At 43.5% G+C, this 22118-nt stretch carries 22 protein-coding genes; 18 read left to right on the top strand and 4 right to left on the bottom strand.

The window, feature by feature from the left end; all coding sequences use genetic code 11:
* Positions 1-5 precede the first annotated feature (5 nt).
* Positions 6-851, bottom strand: coding sequence for an RteC domain-containing protein (locus H6W52_RS10445; protein WP_050377124.1), 846 nt, complete (start codon positions 849-851; stop codon positions 6-8).
* Between the two features lie 229 nt (positions 852-1080).
* On the opposite strand from H6W52_RS10445, the gene H6W52_RS10440 reads away from it, so the two are divergent.
* The 10 genes from H6W52_RS10440 (at position 1081) to H6W52_RS10395 (ending at position 9434) form a co-directional block, all read left to right on the top strand.
* Positions 1081-1644, top strand: coding sequence for a helix-turn-helix domain-containing protein (locus H6W52_RS10440; protein ID WP_050377125.1), 564 nt, complete (start codon positions 1081-1083; stop codon positions 1642-1644).
* Positions 1645-1734: 90 nt separating this feature from the next.
* Complete coding sequence (locus tag H6W52_RS10435) at positions 1735-4146, top strand: heavy metal translocating P-type ATPase (protein WP_050377126.1); 2412 nt, start codon at positions 1735-1737, stop codon at positions 4144-4146.
* Positions 4147-4236: 90 nt separating this feature from the next.
* Positions 4237-5193: a cation diffusion facilitator family transporter gene (locus H6W52_RS10430; RefSeq protein ID WP_050377127.1), complete on the top strand. Its 957-nt coding sequence runs from the start codon at positions 4237-4239 to the stop codon at positions 5191-5193.
* A 54-nt stretch (positions 5194-5247) separates the two neighbouring features.
* The gene (locus H6W52_RS10425; RefSeq protein WP_050377128.1) at positions 5248-5637 is read left to right on the top strand and encodes a hypothetical protein; all 390 of its coding nucleotides are present in this window, start codon (positions 5248-5250) and stop codon (positions 5635-5637) included.
* Positions 5638-5816: 179 nt separating this feature from the next.
* Positions 5817-6287, top strand: a complete 471-nt coding sequence (locus H6W52_RS10420) for a hypothetical protein (RefSeq protein ID WP_050377129.1) — start codon at positions 5817-5819, stop codon at positions 6285-6287.
* Positions 6288-6356: 69 nt separating this feature from the next.
* On the top strand, positions 6357-6695 hold the full coding sequence (locus H6W52_RS21450) for a four-helix bundle copper-binding protein (protein WP_101726708.1): 339 nt from the start codon (positions 6357-6359) through the stop codon (positions 6693-6695).
* A gap of 170 nt (positions 6696-6865) precedes the next feature.
* Positions 6866-7375 carry a plastocyanin/azurin family copper-binding protein gene (locus tag H6W52_RS10410; protein WP_050377131.1) on the top strand — a complete coding sequence of 170 codons (510 nt, stop codon included), beginning with the start codon at positions 6866-6868 and terminating at the stop codon, positions 7373-7375.
* A 108-nt stretch (positions 7376-7483) separates the two neighbouring features.
* Positions 7484-7729, top strand: a complete 246-nt coding sequence (locus H6W52_RS10405) for a heavy-metal-associated domain-containing protein (protein WP_050377132.1) — start codon at positions 7484-7486, stop codon at positions 7727-7729.
* A 108-nt stretch (positions 7730-7837) separates the two neighbouring features.
* Positions 7838-8254: a helix-turn-helix domain-containing protein gene (locus H6W52_RS10400; RefSeq protein WP_185216665.1), complete on the top strand. Its 417-nt coding sequence runs from the start codon at positions 7838-7840 to the stop codon at positions 8252-8254.
* Between the two features lie 109 nt (positions 8255-8363).
* Positions 8364-9434: a flavin reductase family protein gene (locus H6W52_RS10395; protein WP_050377134.1), complete on the top strand. Its 1071-nt coding sequence runs from the start codon at positions 8364-8366 to the stop codon at positions 9432-9434.
* A gap of 65 nt (positions 9435-9499) precedes the next feature.
* Here H6W52_RS10395 and H6W52_RS10390 read toward each other — a convergent pair whose 3' ends face one another.
* Together H6W52_RS10390 and H6W52_RS10385 are read right to left on the bottom strand one after the other, a co-directional pair.
* A complete protein-coding gene (locus tag H6W52_RS10390) occupies positions 9500-9811 on the bottom strand; it encodes a hypothetical protein (protein ID WP_050377135.1) in 312 nt (103 codons plus the stop codon).
* 45 nt (positions 9812-9856) lie between these two features.
* Positions 9857-10123, bottom strand: coding sequence for a hypothetical protein (locus H6W52_RS10385; protein ID WP_050377136.1), 267 nt, complete (start codon positions 10121-10123; stop codon positions 9857-9859).
* A gap of 226 nt (positions 10124-10349) precedes the next feature.
* Here H6W52_RS10385 and H6W52_RS10380 point away from each other — a divergent pair, with 226 nt between their 5' ends.
* The 5 genes from H6W52_RS10380 to H6W52_RS10360 all read left to right on the top strand — a co-directional run bounded on the left by H6W52_RS10380 (position 10350) and on the right by H6W52_RS10360 (position 17313).
* Positions 10350-10919, top strand: a complete 570-nt coding sequence (locus H6W52_RS10380) for a helix-turn-helix domain-containing protein (protein ID WP_228457566.1) — start codon at positions 10350-10352, stop codon at positions 10917-10919.
* Between the two features lie 238 nt (positions 10920-11157).
* On the top strand, positions 11158-12228 hold the full coding sequence (locus tag H6W52_RS10375) for an efflux RND transporter periplasmic adaptor subunit (protein WP_159745130.1): 1071 nt from the start codon (positions 11158-11160) through the stop codon (positions 12226-12228).
* A gap of 3 nt (positions 12229-12231) precedes the next feature.
* Positions 12232-15363 (top strand): efflux RND transporter permease subunit, encoded by a 3132-nt coding sequence (locus H6W52_RS10370; protein ID WP_159745128.1) that lies wholly within the window; start codon positions 12232-12234, stop codon positions 15361-15363.
* Between the two features lie 9 nt (positions 15364-15372).
* Positions 15373-16668, top strand: coding sequence for a TolC family protein (locus tag H6W52_RS10365; protein ID WP_159745126.1), 1296 nt, complete (start codon positions 15373-15375; stop codon positions 16666-16668).
* A gap of 81 nt (positions 16669-16749) precedes the next feature.
* A complete protein-coding gene (locus tag H6W52_RS10360; RefSeq protein ID WP_159745124.1) occupies positions 16750-17313 on the top strand; it encodes a DUF2652 domain-containing protein in 564 nt (187 codons plus the stop codon).
* Between the two features lie 56 nt (positions 17314-17369).
* On the opposite strand, the gene hppD is transcribed toward H6W52_RS10360, so the two are convergent.
* Complete coding sequence (hppD, locus tag H6W52_RS10355; RefSeq protein ID WP_159745123.1) at positions 17370-18530, bottom strand: 4-hydroxyphenylpyruvate dioxygenase; 1161 nt, start codon at positions 18528-18530, stop codon at positions 17370-17372.
* Positions 18531-18899: 369 nt separating this feature from the next.
* On the opposite strand from hppD, the gene H6W52_RS10350 reads away from it, so the two are divergent.
* The 3 genes from H6W52_RS10350 to H6W52_RS10340 all read left to right on the top strand — a co-directional run bounded on the left by H6W52_RS10350 (position 18900) and on the right by H6W52_RS10340 (position 21966).
* Positions 18900-19121, top strand: a complete 222-nt coding sequence (locus H6W52_RS10350) for a heavy-metal-associated domain-containing protein (RefSeq protein WP_027384830.1) — start codon at positions 18900-18902, stop codon at positions 19119-19121.
* Positions 19122-19155: 34 nt separating this feature from the next.
* Positions 19156-19599: a DUF3347 domain-containing protein gene (locus H6W52_RS10345; protein ID WP_050377146.1), complete on the top strand. Its 444-nt coding sequence runs from the start codon at positions 19156-19158 to the stop codon at positions 19597-19599.
* A gap of 66 nt (positions 19600-19665) precedes the next feature.
* Positions 19666-21966, top strand: coding sequence for a multicopper oxidase family protein (locus H6W52_RS10340; RefSeq protein WP_050377147.1), 2301 nt, complete (start codon positions 19666-19668; stop codon positions 21964-21966).
* Positions 21967-22118 lie beyond the last annotated feature (152 nt).

The raw sequence follows: 22118 nt of genomic DNA, 5'->3' as shown, positions 1-22118 counted from the left end.
AGTGTTTATAAGTCCTTATCCATATATTCTTCCAGTGCCTGTTTCAAATGGTCTAAAAACAAGGTGCGGGAGCCTGCACGGGTTTTCATCCGGTGGAATGCGTGATGCACATCGGTCAATGATATTCGGAACAAGACTTGTGAAATAGCAGTGAGCTTCCGGATGCCCAACTTACCGTCCGAAATAGCACCTGATGCGTACAGGGCATACATCAGCTCAATCAGAGCGTTTTTGCTGTCCGTCCAGGAAAGTTCTTTGATGTCGTCTGTGTTCTGAAAAAAGGTGTCGGGATTTTCTTCGGGGCTGATTTTGGTTAAGAGGTAGGCGTATAACAGGTCGTTGGCGAGGATGCGGGCTACTTTGTAATCGTAATAGGTAGAGAATTGCGGGTCGATTTCAAAAACGTAGCTGTTAAGCCCATCAAGGTAATTTATCTGCCCACGCTTAAAATATTCGTGGTCTTTATCCACCCTGCCCGAACGGTAGTAGCGATAAAAATGGGAGTTGCAGATGTGTTCCCTGAACTCAATCTTTAGCTCCGTTAAATGGTTCGAGAAATAGTTATGATACATTTTCCCATTATTGACCGGACACGAGGTTTCTATCCGGTAGAGCTTGTTATAATAGATGAGTTTGCCCAGGATTTGGGGCTTAATCATTTTAAAGAACTCAATCTCTTTTGCATCGTTCTCAAATCCCGAACTTAGCACACATTCTTTTGCCGAAACCAATAGCTCCTGAAGAAAGACCGTCATTTGAAAAGCCTCTTCAATTAGCCCCGAGCACGTAATTGAAAATTTTCGTTCCTGCTCCTGAATTTCGGTAACAATAGTTCCTAATGACTTTCTCATAGTAGGGAGGATTACGTTATCAATATCAGAGTACCTTAGCAAATGTTATTAATAAACAGCACTTTAACCGCCAATATTCCCCTACAATGGGGAAGATTTTAGCTGTTTTCCCCTATGAAAACCGTTGTTTGCATCACTTAGTCGCTCATAATCAATAAATACTTAATTTTTAATCTTAAATTTGTACTTGCGTATTGATGCAACAAAATGAATTGTGATTTAGCGAAATATGAGTACATTATTTATCAAAAATATGGTCTGCAACCGTTGCATCCTCGTAGTTCAGAACGAACTCGACAAGCTCGGCATAGAGGCTACCAATATAAAACTGGGCGAAATAACCCTTAAAAAAGATTTAACCACCAAAGAACGTGAAGAATTGGAAAACGTTTTAGACCCTTTGGGTTTTCAGGTCATCGACGACAAGAAGAGCCGGATGATTGAGAAAATAAAGAACGTTATCATTGACCTGGTGCACCATCAGGACAACGATGCGAAAACCAATCTTTCGGACGTGTTGAGCGATGCGCTACACCACGATTACAACTACCTTAGCAACCTGTTTTCCGATATTGAGGGTACGACTATTGAGAAGTATTTTATCGCACAGAAAGTAGAAAAGATAAAAGAACTGTTGGTGTACGATGAACTGTCGTTAAGCGAGATTGCCGACCGTATGAATTATTCGAGCGTGGCATATTTGAGCAACCAGTTCAAGAAAGTAACAGGGCTTACACCGAGCCATTTCAAGCAGATACGGGAAGACAAGCGCAAGCCACTGGATAAGGTTTAAGTAAATCTTACAAATCAAACCCAGAATTTCACAATAGAACTCCTCTTTATTGTTGCCACCTTTGCATTATGAAAATAAAGCAATCGAGATATGGCAACAAATAGAGAAACAATTTACATTCCTTTAGAGGATGTAGAAAGCGAACACTGTGCATTAATCGTCGAAAAAGGACTGGCACAGGTAAAAGGCGTAGAAACCCACAAAGTAGAGCTAAATAACCGCAGGGCGGCTATTACCGTTAATGATAACGAGGTAGTAGGCGAAGCTGTAAAGGCAATCAAAGATTTGGGCTACGGCGTTCCCACCGTTAAAAAGACCTATCCTGTATTGGGTATGACTTGTGCCTCTTGTGCAGGCAGTGCCGAGAGTATGGCAAAATACACTCCGGGCGTAGTAAATGCGGAAGTGAATTACGGTACAGGAAACCTCAACGTTGAGTTCCTGCCTAATATAACCAGTTCCGAGCAAATCAGGAAAGCGGTACAGGACGGCGGTTATGACCTCTTGCTCGAAGATGAGAACAAGCAGCAGGAAACCTTAGAAGCTATCCACGCCGAAAAATTCAGAAAACTTAAAAACAAAACCATTTGGGCGGTAATCCTATCGCTCCCGGTAGTCATTATCGGTATGTTCTTTATGAATATGCCTTATGGTAACGAAATAATGTGGGCGTTTTCCACTCCGGTAGTGCTTTGGTTAGGTAAGGACTTTTTCATCAATGCGTGGAAGCAGGCAAAACACCGTTCTGCCAATATGGACACGTTGGTTGCATTAAGTACAGGTATCGCCTATATATTCAGCGTATTCAATATGCTGTTTATGGACTTTTGGCATCAGAGAGGCTTACACGCTCACGTGTATTTTGAAGCCGCAGCCGTAATCGTTGCTTTTATCCTATTGGGTAAACTATTGGAAGAAAAAGCCAAAGGCAATACCTCGTCAGCCATTAAAAAGTTGATGGGCTTACAGCCGAAAACAGTTATCGTAATAGAAGCGGACGGAACGGAAAGACAAAAAGCCATCGAAGATGTAAACGCAGGCGATATTATTTTGGTTAAGCCGGGCGAAAAAATCGCAGTGGATGGTATGGTCGTATCGGGCAATTCGTATGTTGATGAAAGTATGCTAAGCGGCGAGCCTGTTCCGGTACTGAAAAAGGAAAACGAAAAGGTATTTGCCGGAACCATCAACCAAAAAGGTAGTTTCCAGTTCAAGGCGGTAAAAGTGGGTAAAGAAACAATGCTTGCCCAAATCATCAAAATGGTGCAGGATGCACAGGGAAGTAAAGCACCCGTACAAAAACTGGTGGATAAAATCGCAGGGATTTTCGTTCCCGTGGTTATCAGCATTGCCATTCTTACATTTATCCTTTGGTACTTCTTAGGCGGCGACAATGGCGTTGTACAAGGTCTTTTAGCAGCCGTAACGGTACTGGTTATCGCTTGTCCTTGTGCTTTAGGTTTGGCTACACCTACCGCTATTATGGTGGGCGTTGGTAAAGGTGCTGAAAACGGTATCCTGATTAAAGATGCGGAAAGTCTGGAACTGGCGAAGAAAGTAAACGCTATCGTACTGGATAAAACCGGAACCATTACCGAGGGAAGACCACAGGTTACAGGCATCCAATGGCTAAACAATGAGGATGCGACCAAAGATGTTTTATTGAGCATCGAAAAGCAATCGGAGCACCCATTAGCGGAAGCCGTTGTGAAAAATTTGGAGGGCGTTTCCACCACTGTATTATCAAACTTCGACAGTATCACAGGTAAAGGCGCAAAAGCCGATTACAACAACGATACTTACTATGTAGGTAATAAAAAACTGTTAGCCGAAAACAACATTACCATTGCCGACCAACTGCAACAGCAGGCGGACGAATGGGGCACACAGTCTAAAACCGTTATATGGTTTGCAAACAGCAAACAGGCTCTTTCTGTAATCGCTATTTCCGACAAAATAAAAGAAACATCGGTAGCGGCTATCAAGGAAATGCAGGATATGGGCATCGACCTGTATATGCTGACCGGAGATAACGAAGCTACGGCAAAAGCGATTGCATCGCAAACAGGCATCAAGCACTACAAAGCGGAAGTATTGCCACAGCACAAAGCAGACTTTGTAAAAGAACTGCAAGCACAGGGCAAAGTGGTAGCAATGGTGGGCGACGGTATCAACGATAGTACCGCACTGGCGACCGCCGATGTAAGTATCGCAATGGGTAAAGGTTCGGATATCGCAATGGACGTGGCTAAAATGACCATCATTTCATCAGACCTTACCAAAATTCCGCAGGCGATTAGATTGTCAAAACAGACCGTTGCGACCATTAAGCAAAATCTGTTTTGGGCGTTCATCTACAACCTTATCGGTATTCCGATTGCCGCAGGTATTCTTTACCCGATTAACGGTTTCTTACTGAACCCGATGATTGCAGGTGCAGCGATGGCTCTAAGTAGCGTGAGCGTGGTAAGTAACAGTTTACGCTTGAAGTGGAAGAAGTAAATCTTACAAATAAAACACGGAATAACGAACTAAAATAAAATGTTTTGCTGCTGAAATTTGCAGCAGAAAAACAATAATTATAAAAGAAATATGGGACACGACCACGACCACGGGCACAGCCATTCGCACAGTGCGAATAAAAAGACCCTAACTATTAGCTTAATTATCATTACGGTGTATATGGCAGTAGAAGTAATCGGCGGATTACTGACTAACAGCCTTGCACTATTAGCCGATGCGGGGCATATGTTGAGCGATGCGGTATCATTGTTCATTGCATTGATGGCATTTAAGTTCAGCAGCAAGGTAGCCGACTACGGCAAGACCTACGGCTACAAAAGATTTGAAATATTAGCGGCTGTTATCAACGGCGCAACGTTGATACTGATTTCAGGTTATATTATTTACGAAGCGATAGAACGCTTCCAGAACCCGCCGGAAATTCAATCAAGCGGTATGCTCATCGTGGCATTCATCGGCTTACTCGTTAATGTGCTTGTAGCCTGGATAATGATGCGTGGGGCTGACGTAAAAGAAAACCTGAATATGCGGGGAGCCTACCTGCACGTTATCAGCGATATGCTCGGTTCGGTAGGTGCTATCATCGCAGCTTTACTGATTATGTTCTTCGGTTGGGGATGGGCAGACCCGTTGGCAAGCGTTATTGTTTCGATACTGGTATTGCGAAGCGGTTACTTAGTTACCAAATCATCGGTACACGTACTGATGGAGGGCACACCGGAGAATGTGGAAGTAGAAAAGGTAACAGAAAAAATCCTGAAGACCGAGGGTATCAACGGTATGCACGACCTGCACATCTGGACGATTACAAGCGGACTGAATGCGCTTACCTGCCATTTGGTGGTGGATGAAAAAATGACGATTGGCGAAAGCGAAACATTGCTCCGCAAAATCGAGCATACATTGGAACACCTGAACATTCATCACGTGACTATCCAGTTGGAAACATCTGCCCATACGCACGATAATTCGGTACTGTGTACGGTAAAGGCAGACCCGTCGGGACACGACCACCATCATCATTAATCCTAATGGAACACGGTTTATTATCAAGTTTTAATCTCTAAAAAATAAATAAAAATGAAAGTGAACAAACTATTGATAGGCGCATTCGCCTCGTTAGCCATCTTCTTAGCATCGTGCGGTGGCGATACCAAAACAGCAAAAGACGGACACGCACACACCGAGGGCGACGGGCACGACCACGCTACGGAACAGGTGGTTGAAAAACCTGCCAAAAAAATTGCAGCTAAAGACAGGAACGAAAAAGGCGAGCTGATTGATGCGCACGGGCATTTGATTACAGGCTGCCCAGGTCATAAAGAAATGGTAGGTTCAGAGGGCGATATGTGCCCGAAATGTGAGTATATGACTATGATACCTATCACTTGGGACATTACCGGGGTTGATACCGTAAGGGTAACAACATTGGCTGACTATAACCCGCCTGCTGACAAACTGAAAAAATAATGTAGAACTTAGCTTTATTGCGTTTGCTAAAACGGTGGTTCCTTAATTGGGGTTGCCGTTTTTTTGTGCCCGCCACATCCGTAAAAATTACAAATCTTAGCAGTCATATCGCACTTTCAAGCCCTTAGCCGATAAGTAGATTTGTATATGGTCTAACTTTTACGGGAGGTAATTTCCTAATGACGAACAACGATATAAAAAATGCGAACCTTGTCCGAAAATCCATTGAAAACATAAGGGCGGTTTTAACGGAGAAGAACATACAGGACGTGAAAATATCCGACATTACATCGGTTGCCAAAATCTCCAGAAGCAAATTTTTCAGCTTCTTTGGCGGGATTAATACGCTGTTGGAACTGGTGCTGACCGAGGAACTGGTCAGGAGCTATGAACTGATTGCGTTGAGCATCAAAAATCAGGAGGACAAAAAGAACTTAGAGGTAGAAATGAGCCTGCTGCGGATTATCTACATCAGGAAGAACCGCATACTCTATAATTACTACAAAATTTCGGAACTCTTACCGAGCCGATACGACGAACTGAAAGAAGCCCTATCCATTAAGGAACAAAATTTGCAGTCGGATATACTAAAAGAGCACGGTGTGGAACCCAACGGTTTAAACTGGAAAAATGCTTTTGGCGTTTACTAAAGTAAACTTAAAAAGAACCAAACCGGGCTTCAAATGTTTTAAATTTAGTAATCACAAAAATTAAGAGATATGATACAGACTAAATTCCAATCGTGTATAGAAGCCTGCCTTGACTGTGTGGCTATTTGTAATCAGTGTGCCATTGCCTGTTTAAACGAAAAAGATGTAGCGCATCTGAAAAAGTGCATTCAGCTTAACCTCGAATGCGTTGCCATTTGCCAGGCGGCAGCCAACGTACTAAGCCTTGACGGGAAGTTGAGCAAAGACATTTGCAAACTTTGTGCGGATATTTGCAACGCTTGTGCCGAAGAGTGCGAGCACCACGCAGGTATGGGTATGGAGCATTGTAAAGAATGTGCCGAAGCGTGCAGAAAATGCGCACAGGCTTGTGAGAAAATGGCAGCTTAATACTGTCCTTACCGTTTCATACAAAATACAGAGGGTTCTTGCAGCCCTCTTTTTTTGTGCCCTGCCCAATCAGTAAATATCACAAATCTAACAAGGAAAAACGTAATAAGGAACCGCCCCGATGTGCGGAAATTTGCACTATCAGATAACAAATAAAATCTCAAATAGAAATGAAAAAGTTAGTGTTAGCATTGTCGGTAATCGCATTTACTGCCTGTAACAACAATCAGCAAAAAGAACAGACCACACAGGAGAGCAATCAGCCTGTAACAGAAGAAACGATTGCCCCGGCAGAAACAGGGAACGAAAATGTAATTACCATTAGTGGCGGCGATGATATGAAGTTCGACAAAACCGAACTGAAAGCCAAAGCGGGCGAAACCGTAAAGCTCATTTTAAAGCACGTGGGTAAAGCACCGATTGAGGCAATGGGGCACAATGTTGTCATTCTTGCCCAGGGTACAGACTTCAACGCTTTTGCCAATGCTGCGATAGATGCTAAGGACAACGGCTACATACCTAAAGGAATGGAAAACGCCGTAATCGCTAAAACGGATATGATTGGCGGCGGGCAAACCACTGAAATTACCTTTACGGCTCCGGCTAAAGGTTCGTATGATTTCCTGTGCTCGTTTCCCGGTCATTATATCTATATGAAAGGCAAACTAATCGTAGAGTAACACGGCAATTTCAAAATCAGTAAAAATCACAAATCTTACAAGGAATACCATAATAGTAACAACCCGTTTAATACGGAAATTTGTATAACAATAAAAAATAAGTTCAAAATGAAAAATGTAGAATTAAGCATACCAGATATGCAAAGTGCACACTGCCAGTCAAGAGTAAACGGAGCAATCAAAGACATTGACGGCATTAAAGTAGAAAAATTGGAAGCAGGAAAATTATCTGTTTCGGTTGAAAACGACGAAGTAAAAGAAGAGTTGGTTGAGGCGATTGAAAAAGCAGGCTACAAAGTTGGCGGCGATGACAGCGATAAGGCTTCAAGTTGTTCAACAGGATGCTGCGGATAAGTTTTGGGCAGTCCCGGAGAGTGTACGCAGGTACATCTTCGGGATTTTTTACCAAAGCTACTCCAGCGTATGAAACAGTTAAAAACCTCGTTCCATAAATTGAAAGCTATGTTACATCAACAAAAATCAGGCGACTGTTCGGACATAATGACGAAAGTTTGCAATGTAGCAGACCGGATTATACAGAACCGATTGGACACAGGTACATCTGCACCGTTTGCCGTGCAGCTTACAAACGAACTGAAAACGGATTATCAGCAGTTGAACAATCTGTTTCTCGTTAAATGCGATATGAGCCTTGAAATTATCTATATCAGGCGCATTATCGAAAAGGTAAAAGAGTTACTGGTGTACACCGAGCAATCGCTGTCACAAATCGCAAAAGCGTTAGGCTATCAGAAGCCTACGGAACTATCCGAGCAATTAATGACCTACACGGGATTAACGTCTGCCCATTTTAAGCAGATAAGAAAAAACAAGCTCGAAATCATAAGAAGACAACAGGAAAAGCAAAACGAACTATAATTGTCAGAACAGCAAACTTTTAAATAGAAGTCTTGATGAAACCTCGCTTTGTGTACAGAAGCAGAGGTTTTCTTTTTATCAGCAATGCAAGACAGGAAACTACCGAGGGATGAAGAAATACACGTGGCGAACACATAAAATTATAAAGGAAACCGAAGATACCATTACCCTATACTTTGACACGGAGCAGCAGGCGTTTACCTACCTGCCCGGTCAGTACCTCAACATCAGGCTTACCGTAAACGGCGAACTGCTCATACGTTCGTATTCGTTCAGTTCCGTGCCGTCTGACGAATTTCCCGCCATTACCATTAAAAGGGTTACGGACGGAAAGATGAGCAATTACATACTGGATAATGCGGACAACATCGAAGCCTGGGAAATAGAAGCCCCCTTTGGCAGTTTTGTTTTAGAAAAGCCCATAGCTGAACAATCCCAAATTGTTTTACTGGCGGGCGGTAGCGGTATTTCCCCGTTATACGCAATGCTGAAAAGCGTTGAAAACAGCAGCCAAATTCCCTTACTGGTGTACAGCAACAAAACGCCGGAAGAAACCATATTTTGGAATGAACTGGAAACGATGCAGGTAGCACAAAAGCTGAACATCTGCTATTCCTTTACTGCACCCGATTTTATTTCCACCAAACTCAACCACGTTGCAGGCAGGTTCAATCTGCTTGTATTGCGTTCGGTCATTAAAAGACTGGTTGGCGAGGTTGCCGAAGCCCATTATTACATCTGCGGACCCAATGGGCTGATGGATTTGTACCGGGATGCATTAACGGGTTTGAACATTCCCGAAGACCATATCCATTTGGAATACTTCGACCCGGTTACGGTGGATGCGGGCGATTTGGAAACGGACGGTACTGTTAAAGATGTGATTGTAAACTATTACGAGGACTACTACGAGAACGAGGAAAAGCAAACGTATGAATGCACATCGCTCATTGAGGTGCAGCCGAAGCAGTCGCTTTTGGATGCGATGAAAGAGCACCATATCAAAGTGGCGAGTTCCTGTAAGAACGGAACCTGCGGGGCTTGTTGGGCAGTAAAAACTGGTGGCGAAGTTCGGATGCTCCATAACGGGGCACTGACAGAACAGGATATGGCAGAGGGAATAATTTTGCTGTGCCAAAGCTACCCGATGAATGCGGATGTTTGTGTTACGGTACAGTAATATCCATATAGAAAGAGGGCAAAATTACAGCTTTTTATAGCTGCTGTTTTGCCCTTGTTGTTTTATCATTCTTTTTTTAGTGCCAGTTTGCGGAGCATTGCCATACTCATACTATCGGTATAAGCACCATAAGCCGTAACCAAAATTCCTTTTAAACCGTCTTTCGAGGCAATGCCATATACCGTAGCCTCATCGCTTGGGTTGCTTTCGCCCTCATAGCGATAGACCTGCTCAATCTCAAAATCATCAATGGTATATTTGTTACCGCCGCAGATTAAACAGTTCTCTTCGAGGTTGAAATCCACGTTATACCCCTCGTTGCGTAGGTTCTGTATCGCTACCAAAACCGTAGCGTATTTGTACGTTACATTTGTCATAGTAATAGTATTTTAAATTGCTGCTTACCGTTCCCCACTGTCCTGTCAGAAATCTTCTTTCAGTAGGTCTTTGAGCTTCCGGTGCTGTATGCACAGTTCGGCATACATTGTTTTCAGCCTGCTGTTTTCTTCGTTTAAATTTACCAATTCTACAAGAATATCCATCCCTAAATCCTTGTATTTGTGTTTCAGTTCAAAAATGTTCGTGCCGTAAACGCCGTATTTCTCGAAAAGCTCCAGTCCGCTTTTGCCAGCGTTGTAATCTTTCAGCACCTTTAAAACCTGATGTTCGTTGCTCTTTTTGTTCTTCATTTATACGGATGTTGTCTATTACAAAATTCCGTAAGATGGTCGGAAGTAGCTATGTACTTTTCCTTGTTTAGTTTATGATATTTAATGTTACTGCACCGATTTTCATAAAATTTCACAAAACAAAGCCGGAATATCATAATAGTTTGTCGGGGGCAAATGCAGAATTTTGACCATTGAATAAAGGAACTTATACATTTTAGAAGCTATGACACTATTAATAAAAGGAATGGTGTGCAATAGATGTACCTATGTTCTTGAACAGGAATTGACAGCTTTGGGTTATGAGGTTTTAGATATAAAACTGGGGCAAGTCATCATAAAAGATACGGCAGACTTTTCGCAGAAGTTGGGAACAATCAAAACGATGCTGAAAGGCATCGGCTTGGAACTGATGTACGACAAAAACCAAAAGACGATAAACAGGATAAAAGAGTTGGTGGAGAAAGGTATCACGTTGCAACTGCAAAGCGGCACGCCTACCAAATTCACAACCTTAATCAGTGGCAAGCTGCACAAGAACTACGATACATTGAGTGCCTTATTCTCTTCGGTGGAGGGAATAACACTCGAAAAGTACATCATTCATCGGAAGATTGAAAAGGTAAAAGACCTTTTGGTACATACCGAAATGTCGCTGACCGAGATTGCCCACGTACTGGGGTACAGCAGTCAGGCATACCTTTCCAACCAGTTGAAAAAACACACAGGCTTTACATCAAGCTATTTCAAGCAGGTAAAGCAGCAACACGGGCAAGCCGTTACTATGCAGATGGACGAAGCGCAAACCCCGCATTAAGGGTTTTTCAATCCATCCCCCAAACATTTTGCTGTTTTTTAATGCGAGCACCGGAGCTACTGAAACATCAGTAGCTCTGTTTGTTTCAGGCAGATACCACCAAATCAAAAAAGTAAATTTCACAACTTTTACCCGTCATTTCGTATGGCTGCACCTTAGCTGTAACCCGACCTTTGCCCCTGTATTTAAAATTTTCAAAGTTTAACTAAACAAAAAAGCGTAACAAAATAAATGTAAGATGAGAACAAGTAAAATTGGTTTGTTATCCCTCTTCCTTATCGGAGCCGGATTGATACAGAGTTGCAAACAAAAAGAAGAAAAACAGTTAAAAGATGAGCCTCCGGTAGTAACCGTAGCCACTATCAACAGTTCGGAAACCCAGCAATCCGTTTCCTATTCGGGTTCCATTGTTCCCGACAATATGACCACCGTAAGTTTTGCCGTTCCCGGCACGATTAACAGCGTGGGTGTGAATGAGGGGCAGCGAGTGAGCAAAGGACAGTTCCTTGCAAGCATTGATGCCACCGAGTACGAAGCGGCATTGCAGATTGCCAATGCCAGTTTAGAGCAGAGCCAGGATGCGTTCAGAAGATTTGATGAACTGTACAAAAAAGGAAGTTTCCCTGAAAAGGATTACATCGACATCAAAACCAAAGTAGCGCAGGCAGAAGCCAACAAAAAAATCAACCGCAAGCGCATTGCCGACAGCCGTTTGCATTCGCCTACCAATGGTATCATTACCGTGAAAACTGCCGAGGTTGGCGGTATGGCAGCACCGGGCGTTCCTGCCTTTACCATTGTAAAAACAGATATGGTATATGCGCAGTTTGCCGTACCCGAAAGCGAAATCGGCAGCTTTAAACAAGGGATGCAGGTAGATGTGAACATTCCTACACTGCATCGCAATTTCACGGGTAAAATCACAATCATTAATCCCGTAGCCGATGAAATTTCAAAAGCATTTACCCTTAAAGTACGCTTGGACAATCCTGGCGGCGTGCTGATGCCGGGAATGATTACCGAAGTGCTTGCAGGCGTTCCGGTAAAGGTTAAGCAGGTACGTGTACCGCTTACCGCCATCATCAACAATGTAGATAAAATCCCGCACGTGTACGTGGTGGATAAGAACAACACAGCTAAGCTGACAAGGGTTACAGTGGGCAAAATCGTAGGCGATGCGGTTATTATAACCGATGGTCTTAACGAAAGCCAGACCATTATCCTTGCCGGGCAAAACAACGTGAAAGACGGGCAGAAAGTAAAAGCGCAAACTACATCGGTAACAGCATCAGCCCCAAAATCTGAATAATTTATGAAAAGAAAGATAAACCTCATTGAAGCGGCAATGAAATTTCCGCAAGTACCGATAGCGATTACCGTTATTATGGTGCTTGCCGGGCTGATTTCATTAATGACGATGCCGAGAAGTGAAGACCCCCGTGTAACAGTTAGACAGGGGCTTGTTGTGGCTTTCTACCCCGGAGCCGACGAAGAGCAGATAGAGAAAGAAGTAACCGACAAACTGGAACAATACCTGTTCGGTTTCGAGGAAATCAAAAAAGAAAAAACGCATTCCGAAAGTAAGCCCGGACAGGTCGTTGTAACGGTAGAATTGCAGGACTATGTAAAGGACACCAAAAAATTCTGGAATACTTTACAGCACGGTTTGGATGCCAATATGCCTTTAGCATTGCCACGGGGCGTACAGGGACCGTATGTGAACAGCGATTTCGGCGATGTGGTCGTTCAGATGATTGCCGTATCAGCCCCCGGTCGTTCTTACGCCCAGTTGGAAAACTATTTGGATGAACTGGAAGACGGTATTAAGACGATACCGTCCGTTTCCAAAATCAAGCGTTATGGCGGACAGAAGCAGCAGGTATTTATTACCCTGCGTGAAGACGTATTGAAGCAGTACGGTTTCGGTATCAACGAAATCACAAACACATTAAGCCAACAGAATGTAACTATTCCGAGTGGCGATATTGAAATTGACAAAAACCGTTTCCTGATTTTCACGGATGCACAGTATCAGAATGAAAATGAAATCGGGAACCTGATTGTATATAGTTCCCCGCAGGGCGGCAATATCCGTTTGCGGGATATAGCCAACATCGAGAGAAGATACGAAGACCTGAAAAGCAAAATTACCGTTTCAGGAAACGATGTAATGATGCTGACCGTAGAAATGCAGCCCGGACAGAACATTGTCGATTTGGGTAATGCGCTGACACAGAAAGTTGCTGAAGTAAAAGAAATCCTGCCATCAGATGTGCAGGTCAACACCATTGTTGACCAACCCGAAGTGGTTGATATGAATTTGGGACATTTCTTTATCGAGTTCGGTATCGCCATTGCCGCCGTTATCTTGGTCGTAATGCTCCTGCTGCCGTTCAGGGTTGCCACCATTTCAGCCATTGCAGCACCCGTTACCATTGCCGTAACATTTGCTATCCTCAATTTGTTGGGTATCGAAATGCACCAGGTTAGTTTGGCGGCAATGATTATCGTACTGGGGATGGTGGTCGATGATGCCATTATCGTAGTGGATAATTACATCGAGAAAGTGGACGAAAAAATACCGTCGTGGACTGCCGCCTGGCAGAGTGCCACGCAGTTAATGGTTCCCATTTTTACGGCTACGCTTACCATTGTCCTATCGTTCCTGCCGTTGGCATTTACGCTTACCGGGCTTACGAGGGAGTTTGTGCAATGGATACCGATTACCGTAAGCATCGCTTTGGCGGTTTCGTTCCTGGTAGCCTTGTTCCTTACGCCGTATATGTGTTACCACTTCCTGAAAAAAGGATTGAAAAAGCACGATGATAAACCCAAAAAACGCAATTTCTTAGACCGGATGCAGGACGGTTTCGACCGGGCAATCGAGTTCTGTATGAAATGGCAGAAAACCACGTTGGTAGCAGGTTTGGTTATCTTCTTACTGTCTTTCGTGGTAGGTAGTCAGGTTAAAACCGAATTTTTCCCTATCGTGGAAAGAAACCAGTTCAACCTTGAATTGTGGATGGATAACGGTACGAATATCCACGAAACCGAAGCAGCCGTTAAGAAAATAGAAAAGGAAATTGCAGGCGATAAGCGCATTGTAAACACCGCAAGTTTTATCGGTACAAGCTCGCCACGTTTCTACTCCACCTATGCACCGGAGCACCCACGGGAAAACTTTGCGCAGGTATTCATCAATACCACAAGCAAAGATGCGACAGCAGAAATGATAGACGAGTATGTACAGAAATTCAACAACTACCTGCCGAACGGTTATGTACGGGTTAGGCAGCTAAGCAAGAAGCAGCAGCCCGCACCGATTGAAATCCGTGTGATTGGCAAGGATATGACCGAGCAGAAAAAGGTAGCCAAACAGGTTACGGCATTACTGGAAAACACTAAAGGTTCTAACTGGGTGCGCACCGATTATCAGAATGATTATGTAGGGCTGAAAGCCGTGGTTAAAGAAGATGTAGCCTTGCGTTTGGGCGTTACCAAAGCGCAGATAGCACAGGCATTGGGAGCTAAGATAAAAGGCTACCCGGTATCGCAGATGTGGGAGGGCAATAAAGCCATTGATATTGTATTGCGTACAGACGAAAGCGACAGGGAAAATCTGGATGCTTTAGGCAATATGTACATCAATTCAACACTCGGTGCTAAGGTTCCTCTAAAGCAGGTGGTAGATTTACAACCGTCGTGGCACACCGGGGCTATTGTACACCGTAACGGGTTAAGAACCTTAACCGTTTCTTCCGAAGCGCAGTTGGGCAGAAAACCCGCAGAAGTATTTGCAGAAGTACAGCCTAAAATTGACAGCCTGAAACTGCCGAAAGGCATTAAGATTGCCTACGGCGGCGAGTATGAGGATGGACTGGAAAGCGGTCCCAAAATGGGAAAGGCTTTTATGATAAGTTTCGTTCTCATCTTCCTTGTGCTGTTATTCCAGTTCAAGCGTGTGGGTAAAGTATTCATTGTACTGGCTTCGTTCCCGTTAAGTTTACTGGGCGCAATGTTAGGCTTGTTCCTTACAGGGTACGAGTTCGGGTTTATGGCAATCATCGGTATTACCGCCTTACTGGGTATCGTAGTCCGTAACGGGATTATCCTGGTGGACTATGCAGATGAACTGGTAAGGGAGCACGGGCATACGATTAGAGAAGCAGCCCTGTTTGCAGCTAAACGAAGAATGCGACCAATCTTCCTTACATCAATGGCGGCGGCTATCGGTTTGATACCGTTAATGGCAAGTGGCTCGCCGGAATGGGGACCGATTTCAAGTACCATTTCAATCGGTATTCTGGTATCAATGATTACCACCTTATTTATCGTTCCGGTACTGTATTACAGGTTCGTAAAACCACCTAAAAACAAACAATCGGATGAACAGCACGAGCGCAATACCGATACCGATGTTCACCACCAAAAATATTTATCATAAAAAGGGATTATGTTACAGAAAAGATATAAAACAGTCATAAAGGTTTTTATATGCGGTTTCGCTCTTTTGCAGGGAACAAACAACCTCTTTGCACAACAGCAGCTAACCCTTGCGGAAAGCAAAGAACTGGCATTAAAAAATAATAACAGGATAGGCAAAGCCAAAGAAGACGTAATTGCCACCCAATCAGACAAGCTGATTGCGGATGTGGCAGGCAGACCAAAATTGGATGCTTCGGCAACCGCCTTTTACTTTGGCGAGCCATTAAACACGATGCTGCCCGAATACGGGTTTGCACCGATGGTCAGCGTAACACAGCCGATTTACACAGGCGGTAAGATTAAGTACGGCAAGCAGATGGCAGAAACCAATATACAGATGAGCAATGCGCAACAACGATTGGTGGAAGACGAAGTATTACTGGCTACCGAAACCGCTTACTGGCTTGTAGTGCAGGCTAAGGAAGAAATCAAACTGGAACAGCAGGTTAAAAAGCAACTGGCTTCGCATTACACATTCCTGAACAACCAGTTTGGGGCAGGATTGATTTACAAAAACGATGTATTGCGGGCAAAGGTGCTCCAGAATGAAAACGAAGCCCGTTTGCAGGCTGCGGAGAATAAGCTCATCTTGGCAAAAAGAAGATTGAGCCAGTTAATCGGGATGGAAGACCCCACAGGTATAGACGTAGCCGATACATTGAGTACGGGCGACTTTTCTAAACAGGGTGTTTTGGAGGCTGCCGATGCGAACCGTCCGGAAATTGAATTGGCAACCAATGGTATTAAAATGAGCGAGCTTACCAAAAATATGCTCAAAGCCGACCTGAAACCATCGGTAGGCTTATCGCTCAACGGGATGGCTGCCTTTGGAAAAGAGGGCATTAACTTTGGCGACCCAACTAAAAACCATATGCTGACCTACTTCGGTATGCTAAGCGTGAAAATCCCGGTTTTCGACTGGGGCAGCAGAAAAGAAAAAGTAAAACAGCAGGAAGCTAATATACGTTCGGCTGAATACGGTCTGAAAGAACTGAAAAGCCAAATCACGGTGGAGATTGAGCACGCAATGCTTAACCTGCAATTGCAGGCGAACAACATTGATTTGATGCAGGCATCATTAATTGAAGCCGACGAAAATTTAAAGTTGAGCAATGACCGCTTTAAAGCCGGAACCATTACCGGGGAAGATGTGCTGATAGCTGAAACGCTTTGGCAAAGAGCATACAGCAATATGTTGGATGCAAAAATACGGTACAAGATAGCCGAAGCTGTGTACCACAAAGCTACGGGGCAGATAAAATAGTTTTTGTTGGAGTGAGATACACACAATTTGCGGGGGCGGTAAAAAGCCCCTGCATTTTTAATGGATAATACGATGATATAAATGCAACACGATACCGCCAATAAAAACGGAATGATAATGATACCCGACATTTCAGGCTTTACGGATTTCGTTATCAAATCAAATATGTTTGTTGGCAAATACATAACAGAAAGCCTGCTCAAATCAGTAATGGATAGCAATATCGTTTGTCTTGAAATTTCAGAGATTGAGGGCGATGCGATACTTTTTTACAAGTACCAAAACCTGCCCACCTTTGAAGAAACATTGATGCAGATAGAAAAGATGTACAACGATTTTCAAAAGGAATGCAAACGCCTGGCATTACAACTGGCAATCGAAATTCCTTTATCATTAAAGATAATTGTACACTACGGGGAATTTACCAAATACAAAATTGGGAAATTTGAGAAGCTCTACGGCGCACCAGTGGTAGAAGCCCACAAGATGCTCAAAAACCATATTGCGGAATACCCGCCCTATGCGTTATTTTCCAATGCCTTTTTGGAGGTCAATTTCGACCAACCCGAAAAAGCAACCGTTGCGTATGACAACTGCGAAGACTGTAAATACCTGCCCGAAATAGGCTATATCCATTACCTTTAATAAAGAGGCTGTTTCAAATCTGAAACAGCCTCTTCGTTAAAAAGGAAAATGAATGATTATAATGTGCCTCTGCGTTCCTGCTCCCTTTCGATAGACTGGAACAAGGCTTTAAAGTTTCCTGCCCCGAAACCTCTTGCGCCCATTCTTTGGATAACCTCAAAGAAGAATGTAGGGCGGTCTTCAACTGGTTTGGTAAAGATTTGTAACAAATAGCCCTCTTCGTCCGCATCAATCAGAATACCCAACTCCTGCAATTCCTTAATATCTTCTTTAAAGCGGTGCATATGCGCTTTTAAGCGTTCAGGAATGGCATCATAATACGCCTGTGGCGGTCTTGACAGAAATTCAACTCCTCTTGATTTCAGGTCGTTTACGGTCTTTACTATATCATCCGTAGTTACGGCAATATGCTGAACGCCCTCGCCCTCGTAAAATTCAAGGTACTCTTCAATCTGTGATTTCTTTTTGCCCTCTGCGGGTTCGTTTATCGGGAATTTAATTCTGCCGTTACCGTTTGCCATTACTTTAGACATCAGGGCAGAATATTCGGTAGAAACCTGCTTATCATCGAATGACAGGAAGTTTTCAAATCCCATTACATCCTCAAACCATTTTACCCAGGTGTCCATTTGGTTCCAGTCCACATTGCCCACCATATGGTCAATATATTTCAGTCCCGCAGGCGCAGGGTTATATTCGGTTTTCCATTGCTCATAGCCCGGCATAAATATACCGTTGTAGTTTTTGCGTTCGGTAAACATAAAAATCGTTTCGCCATACGCATAAATGCCCGATTGTACCACTTCGCCGTTTTCATCGGTAGTTACAGTTGGTTCCATATAGGCTTTAGCACCTCTTTTCGTAGTTTCTTCAAAGGCTTTGCGGGCATCTTCTACCCAAAGACCCACTACTTTGATGCCGTCGCCGTGCTTCTTTACGTGTTCGTTGATTTCGGAATTAGAGCGCATCCCGGTCGTTAATACCAGTCTTACTTTGTCCTGCTTTACCACGTAAGAAGCCCTGTCCTGTAAGCCTGTTTCCAGTCCGGCATACGCCAACGACTGGAACCCGAAAGCTGATTTGTAATAGTGAGCAGCCTGCTTCGCATTGCCTACATAAAATTCCACGTAGTCCGTTCCTAAAATCGGTAAAAAGTCTTGTGCGCCCTCGAATATCTTATCCAAGCCATATTCGACGTTCTTTAAATCGTTTGTCATTATAAATGATTTTTAAAAATTATGTTATGTGTGATTTTGCAATAAAGATTGTTGCACAAAGAAGATTTGTGCAATCGTGTTGGGGTTGGGAACCCGGAGCTACAACATAGCCCGATGCAAAACCGAGAGAAAGGTTTTGATAGCCATTTTATAATCAGTTAGCGTTATACTTCGGTAAAAGTATTCCGCTTATTCTGAACCGTCACTATAATCAGTAAAAGTCATAAAACAAAGCCGGAATATTACAAGCGGAACCGTTTGTGAAATGCAATCAGTAAATATCATAAATCAAACAAGGAATTTCACAAACAGCGTAGCGCATTATCTACCGAATTTTGTATCAACAAAAACAAATAAAAGTTCAAGACAATGGAAAGCAAAAATCTTCAATTCAAGACAAACCTTAATTGCAGCAACTGTGTATCAAAAGTGCAGGCAGATTTAGATAACGCAGGCGGTATCTGCGAATGGAACGTTGATACGACCAACGCCGATAAAATCCTGACTGTAAAAGCAGAGGGCATTACCGAAGACGAGGTTGTTGCCATCATCAAGAAAAAAGGGTTTAAAGCTGAACCCATTTCAGAATAATCAGCCATTCACTCATTATTAAAAAGGATAAAAAATGAAAAAGTTAATAGTAGCAATGACCGTAATGTTGTTTGGATTTTCTGCCTTTGCGCAAAATACAGGCAACCTGCTGAACAACTACATCAGCGTAAAAAATGCTTTGGTAAGCAGCGATAGTAAAGCGGCAAGCACCGCCATTAGCGCACTGAACGAAGCCGTTAAGAGCGAGGGCGATTTTACACAGAAAGCAGAATTGCAGAAAGCCACCGACAAATTAAGCAAGGCAGGTAACAACCTTGAAAAGCAAAGAGCCGCTTTCAACGATGTATCAACCGTACTATGGAAAGTGGTAAAATCATCAGACAAAGTAAACCAACCCGTTTACTACCAATATTGCCCGATGAAAAAAGCATATTGGTTAAGCAAAGAAAAGGAGATTAAAAATCCATACTACGGTTCTTCTATGCTTACCTGTGGTAAAGTTGCCGAAACTAAATAATAACCCACAAAGGCATTGCTGAATGGGCAATGCCTTTTAATCTTTATAACCAATGCGATTTTTAAAATGGATAATCAAAAATTTCTTTACAAAAAGCTGTTGCCGCTAACCCTGTTGGCACTCTTTATATCACAAGTCAGCATTGCACAAAAGGTAGTTCATTACGACCTGTATGTAAAAGATACGCTTGTAAACTATGCGGGCAAGGAAAAGAGGGCAATTGCTGTAAACGGGCAAATCCCGATGCCCACGCTTGAATTTACAGAGGGCGACACGGCAGAAATCGTAGTGCATAACCAGTTAAAAGAAAGTACATCCCTGCACTGGCACGGCTTGTTCCTGCCGAATAAGGAAGACGGCGTACCTTTCTTAACGCAAATGCCGATTGAGCCGGGCACAACTTATACTTACCGATTTCCGATTATTCAGAACGGAACGCATTGGTATCACTCACATTCGGGATTGCAGGAACAGATTGGAATGTACGGCAGCTTTATAATGCACAAAAAGGCTGACGATAAAACATTTAGGACAGGAATTGACGATTTACCGGAAATTCCCATTATGCTAAGCGAATGGACGAACCTGAAGCCCGAAAATGTACACCGTATGTTGCACGCAGCAAGCGACTGGTTTGCGATAAGGAAAGGCGCAACACAAAGCTACGCCGAAGCCATTAGAAGCGGTAAATTCAAAACCAAGCTGAACAACGAATGGAAGCGTATGTTGGCAATGGACGTGAGCGATGTGTATTACGACCGTGTAATGATGAACGGTAATCATCATACCGATTTAAAAAGCATTGACGGCAAGCCCTTAAAAGCAGGCGACAAAGTACGTTTACGCATTTCTAATGGCGGTGCATCGTCTTACTTTTGGCTGCGCTACGCAGGCGGTAAAATTACCGTAGTGGCGAGTGATGGTAACGATGTGGAGCCTGTGGAAGTGGACAGGCTGATTATTGCCGTATCTGAAACTTACGATGTTGTTGTTACCATTCCCGAAGACGGCAAAGCCTTTGAATTTATGGCAACCACCGAAGACCGTACCCAATCCACAAGCTATTTTATTGGCAACGGTACAAAACAATTGGTCGGGGAAATGCCACGCCTGAAATATTTTGAGGGTATGCAGATGATGAACGATATGATGAAGATGAACGGCGACCTGGACGATATGGGAATGAATATGAGCCTGAACCAAATGGATATGAACGTAGTGATGTACCCGGAGATTACAGGCGAGGAAAAGAGCAAAAAAAATAAGGATACAGCGCCGTCTATGGAGCATCACGGCGACCATAAGATGAATAGCGACGAAGACCACAACCGTTATAATGCCAATGCGTTAAGCGACATTAAAACGCTTAATTACGCAATGCTGAAATCGCCGCATAATACCACGCTTCCGGCTGATGCCCCGGTTAAGGAACTGAAATTTACATTAACGGGAAATATGAACCGTTACGTTTGGAGTATGGATAACAAGGTTTTGGCAGAAACAGATAAGATACCTGTTAAAAAAGGCGAAGTATTGAGGATTACGATTTATAATAACTCGATGATGCGCCACCCGATACACCTGCACGGCTTTGATTTCAGGGTGCTGAATGAGCACGGCGAAAATGCACCGATGAAAAACATCATCGACATTATGCCGATGGAAACCGATACGATTGAGTTCCTTGCCAATACCGAGGGCGATTGGTTTTTCCATTGTCATATCCTGTATCATATGATGGCGGGAATGAACCGGGTGTTTACAGTGGACGATTATAAAAATCCCGAATTGCCCAACAAGGCTAAAGCCTATAAAATGTTACAGCGTGAAAGCAATATGCCGCATTTAATGGCGCAGAGCGATTTCGCTACCAATGGTATAGACGGGGAAGCAATGCTGATGAATGCCCGTTACAGCTTAGGCACGGAATGGCGTTTAGGTTACAACGATATGCACGGTTATGAGGTGGAAACCCATTTAGGGCGTTACATCGGTAAAATGCAATGGCTGATGCCTTTTGTCGGGTTCGACTGGCGATACCGCAGAATGGGTATGGACGAGCACGAGAAAAACCTCTTCGGGCAGGTCAATAAAAAAGACAACCGGGCTGCTGTGAGCTTAGGAGTAATGTACACCTTGCCGATGTTGGTTAACGTACAGGCAGAAGTTTACCACGACGGTATTTTCAGGGTATCATTGATGCGGGAGGATATACCTATCTCCAGACGGTTAAGAGCCGGGTTTATGGTCAATACCGATTTGGAATATATGGCAGACCTGCGGTACATCCTGACAAGGCATATCGGTATCAGAGCGCACTATGATAGTGATATGGGCTTTGGTGCAGGGCTTTCGCTCAATTACTAAAGGATTTTATTCATAAAACAGACAAAGGTTGTAGCGGTTATGCTATGACCTTTTTGCATTTACTATACCGGGCTAAATCAGTAAACCTCACAAATCAAACAAGAAATATCACAATAGGCAGCCCGAAGCAAATTGCCAATTTTGCATCATAA

Origin of the sequence: Chryseobacterium sp. C2(2020), from assembly GCF_014218915.1 — a bacterium.
Classification (GTDB): domain Bacteria; phylum Bacteroidota; class Bacteroidia; order Flavobacteriales; family Weeksellaceae; genus Chryseobacterium; species Chryseobacterium mucoviscidosis.
The sequence above is the reverse complement of the archived record's forward strand: the minus strand, read 5'-3'. Positions and strand labels throughout refer to the sequence as shown.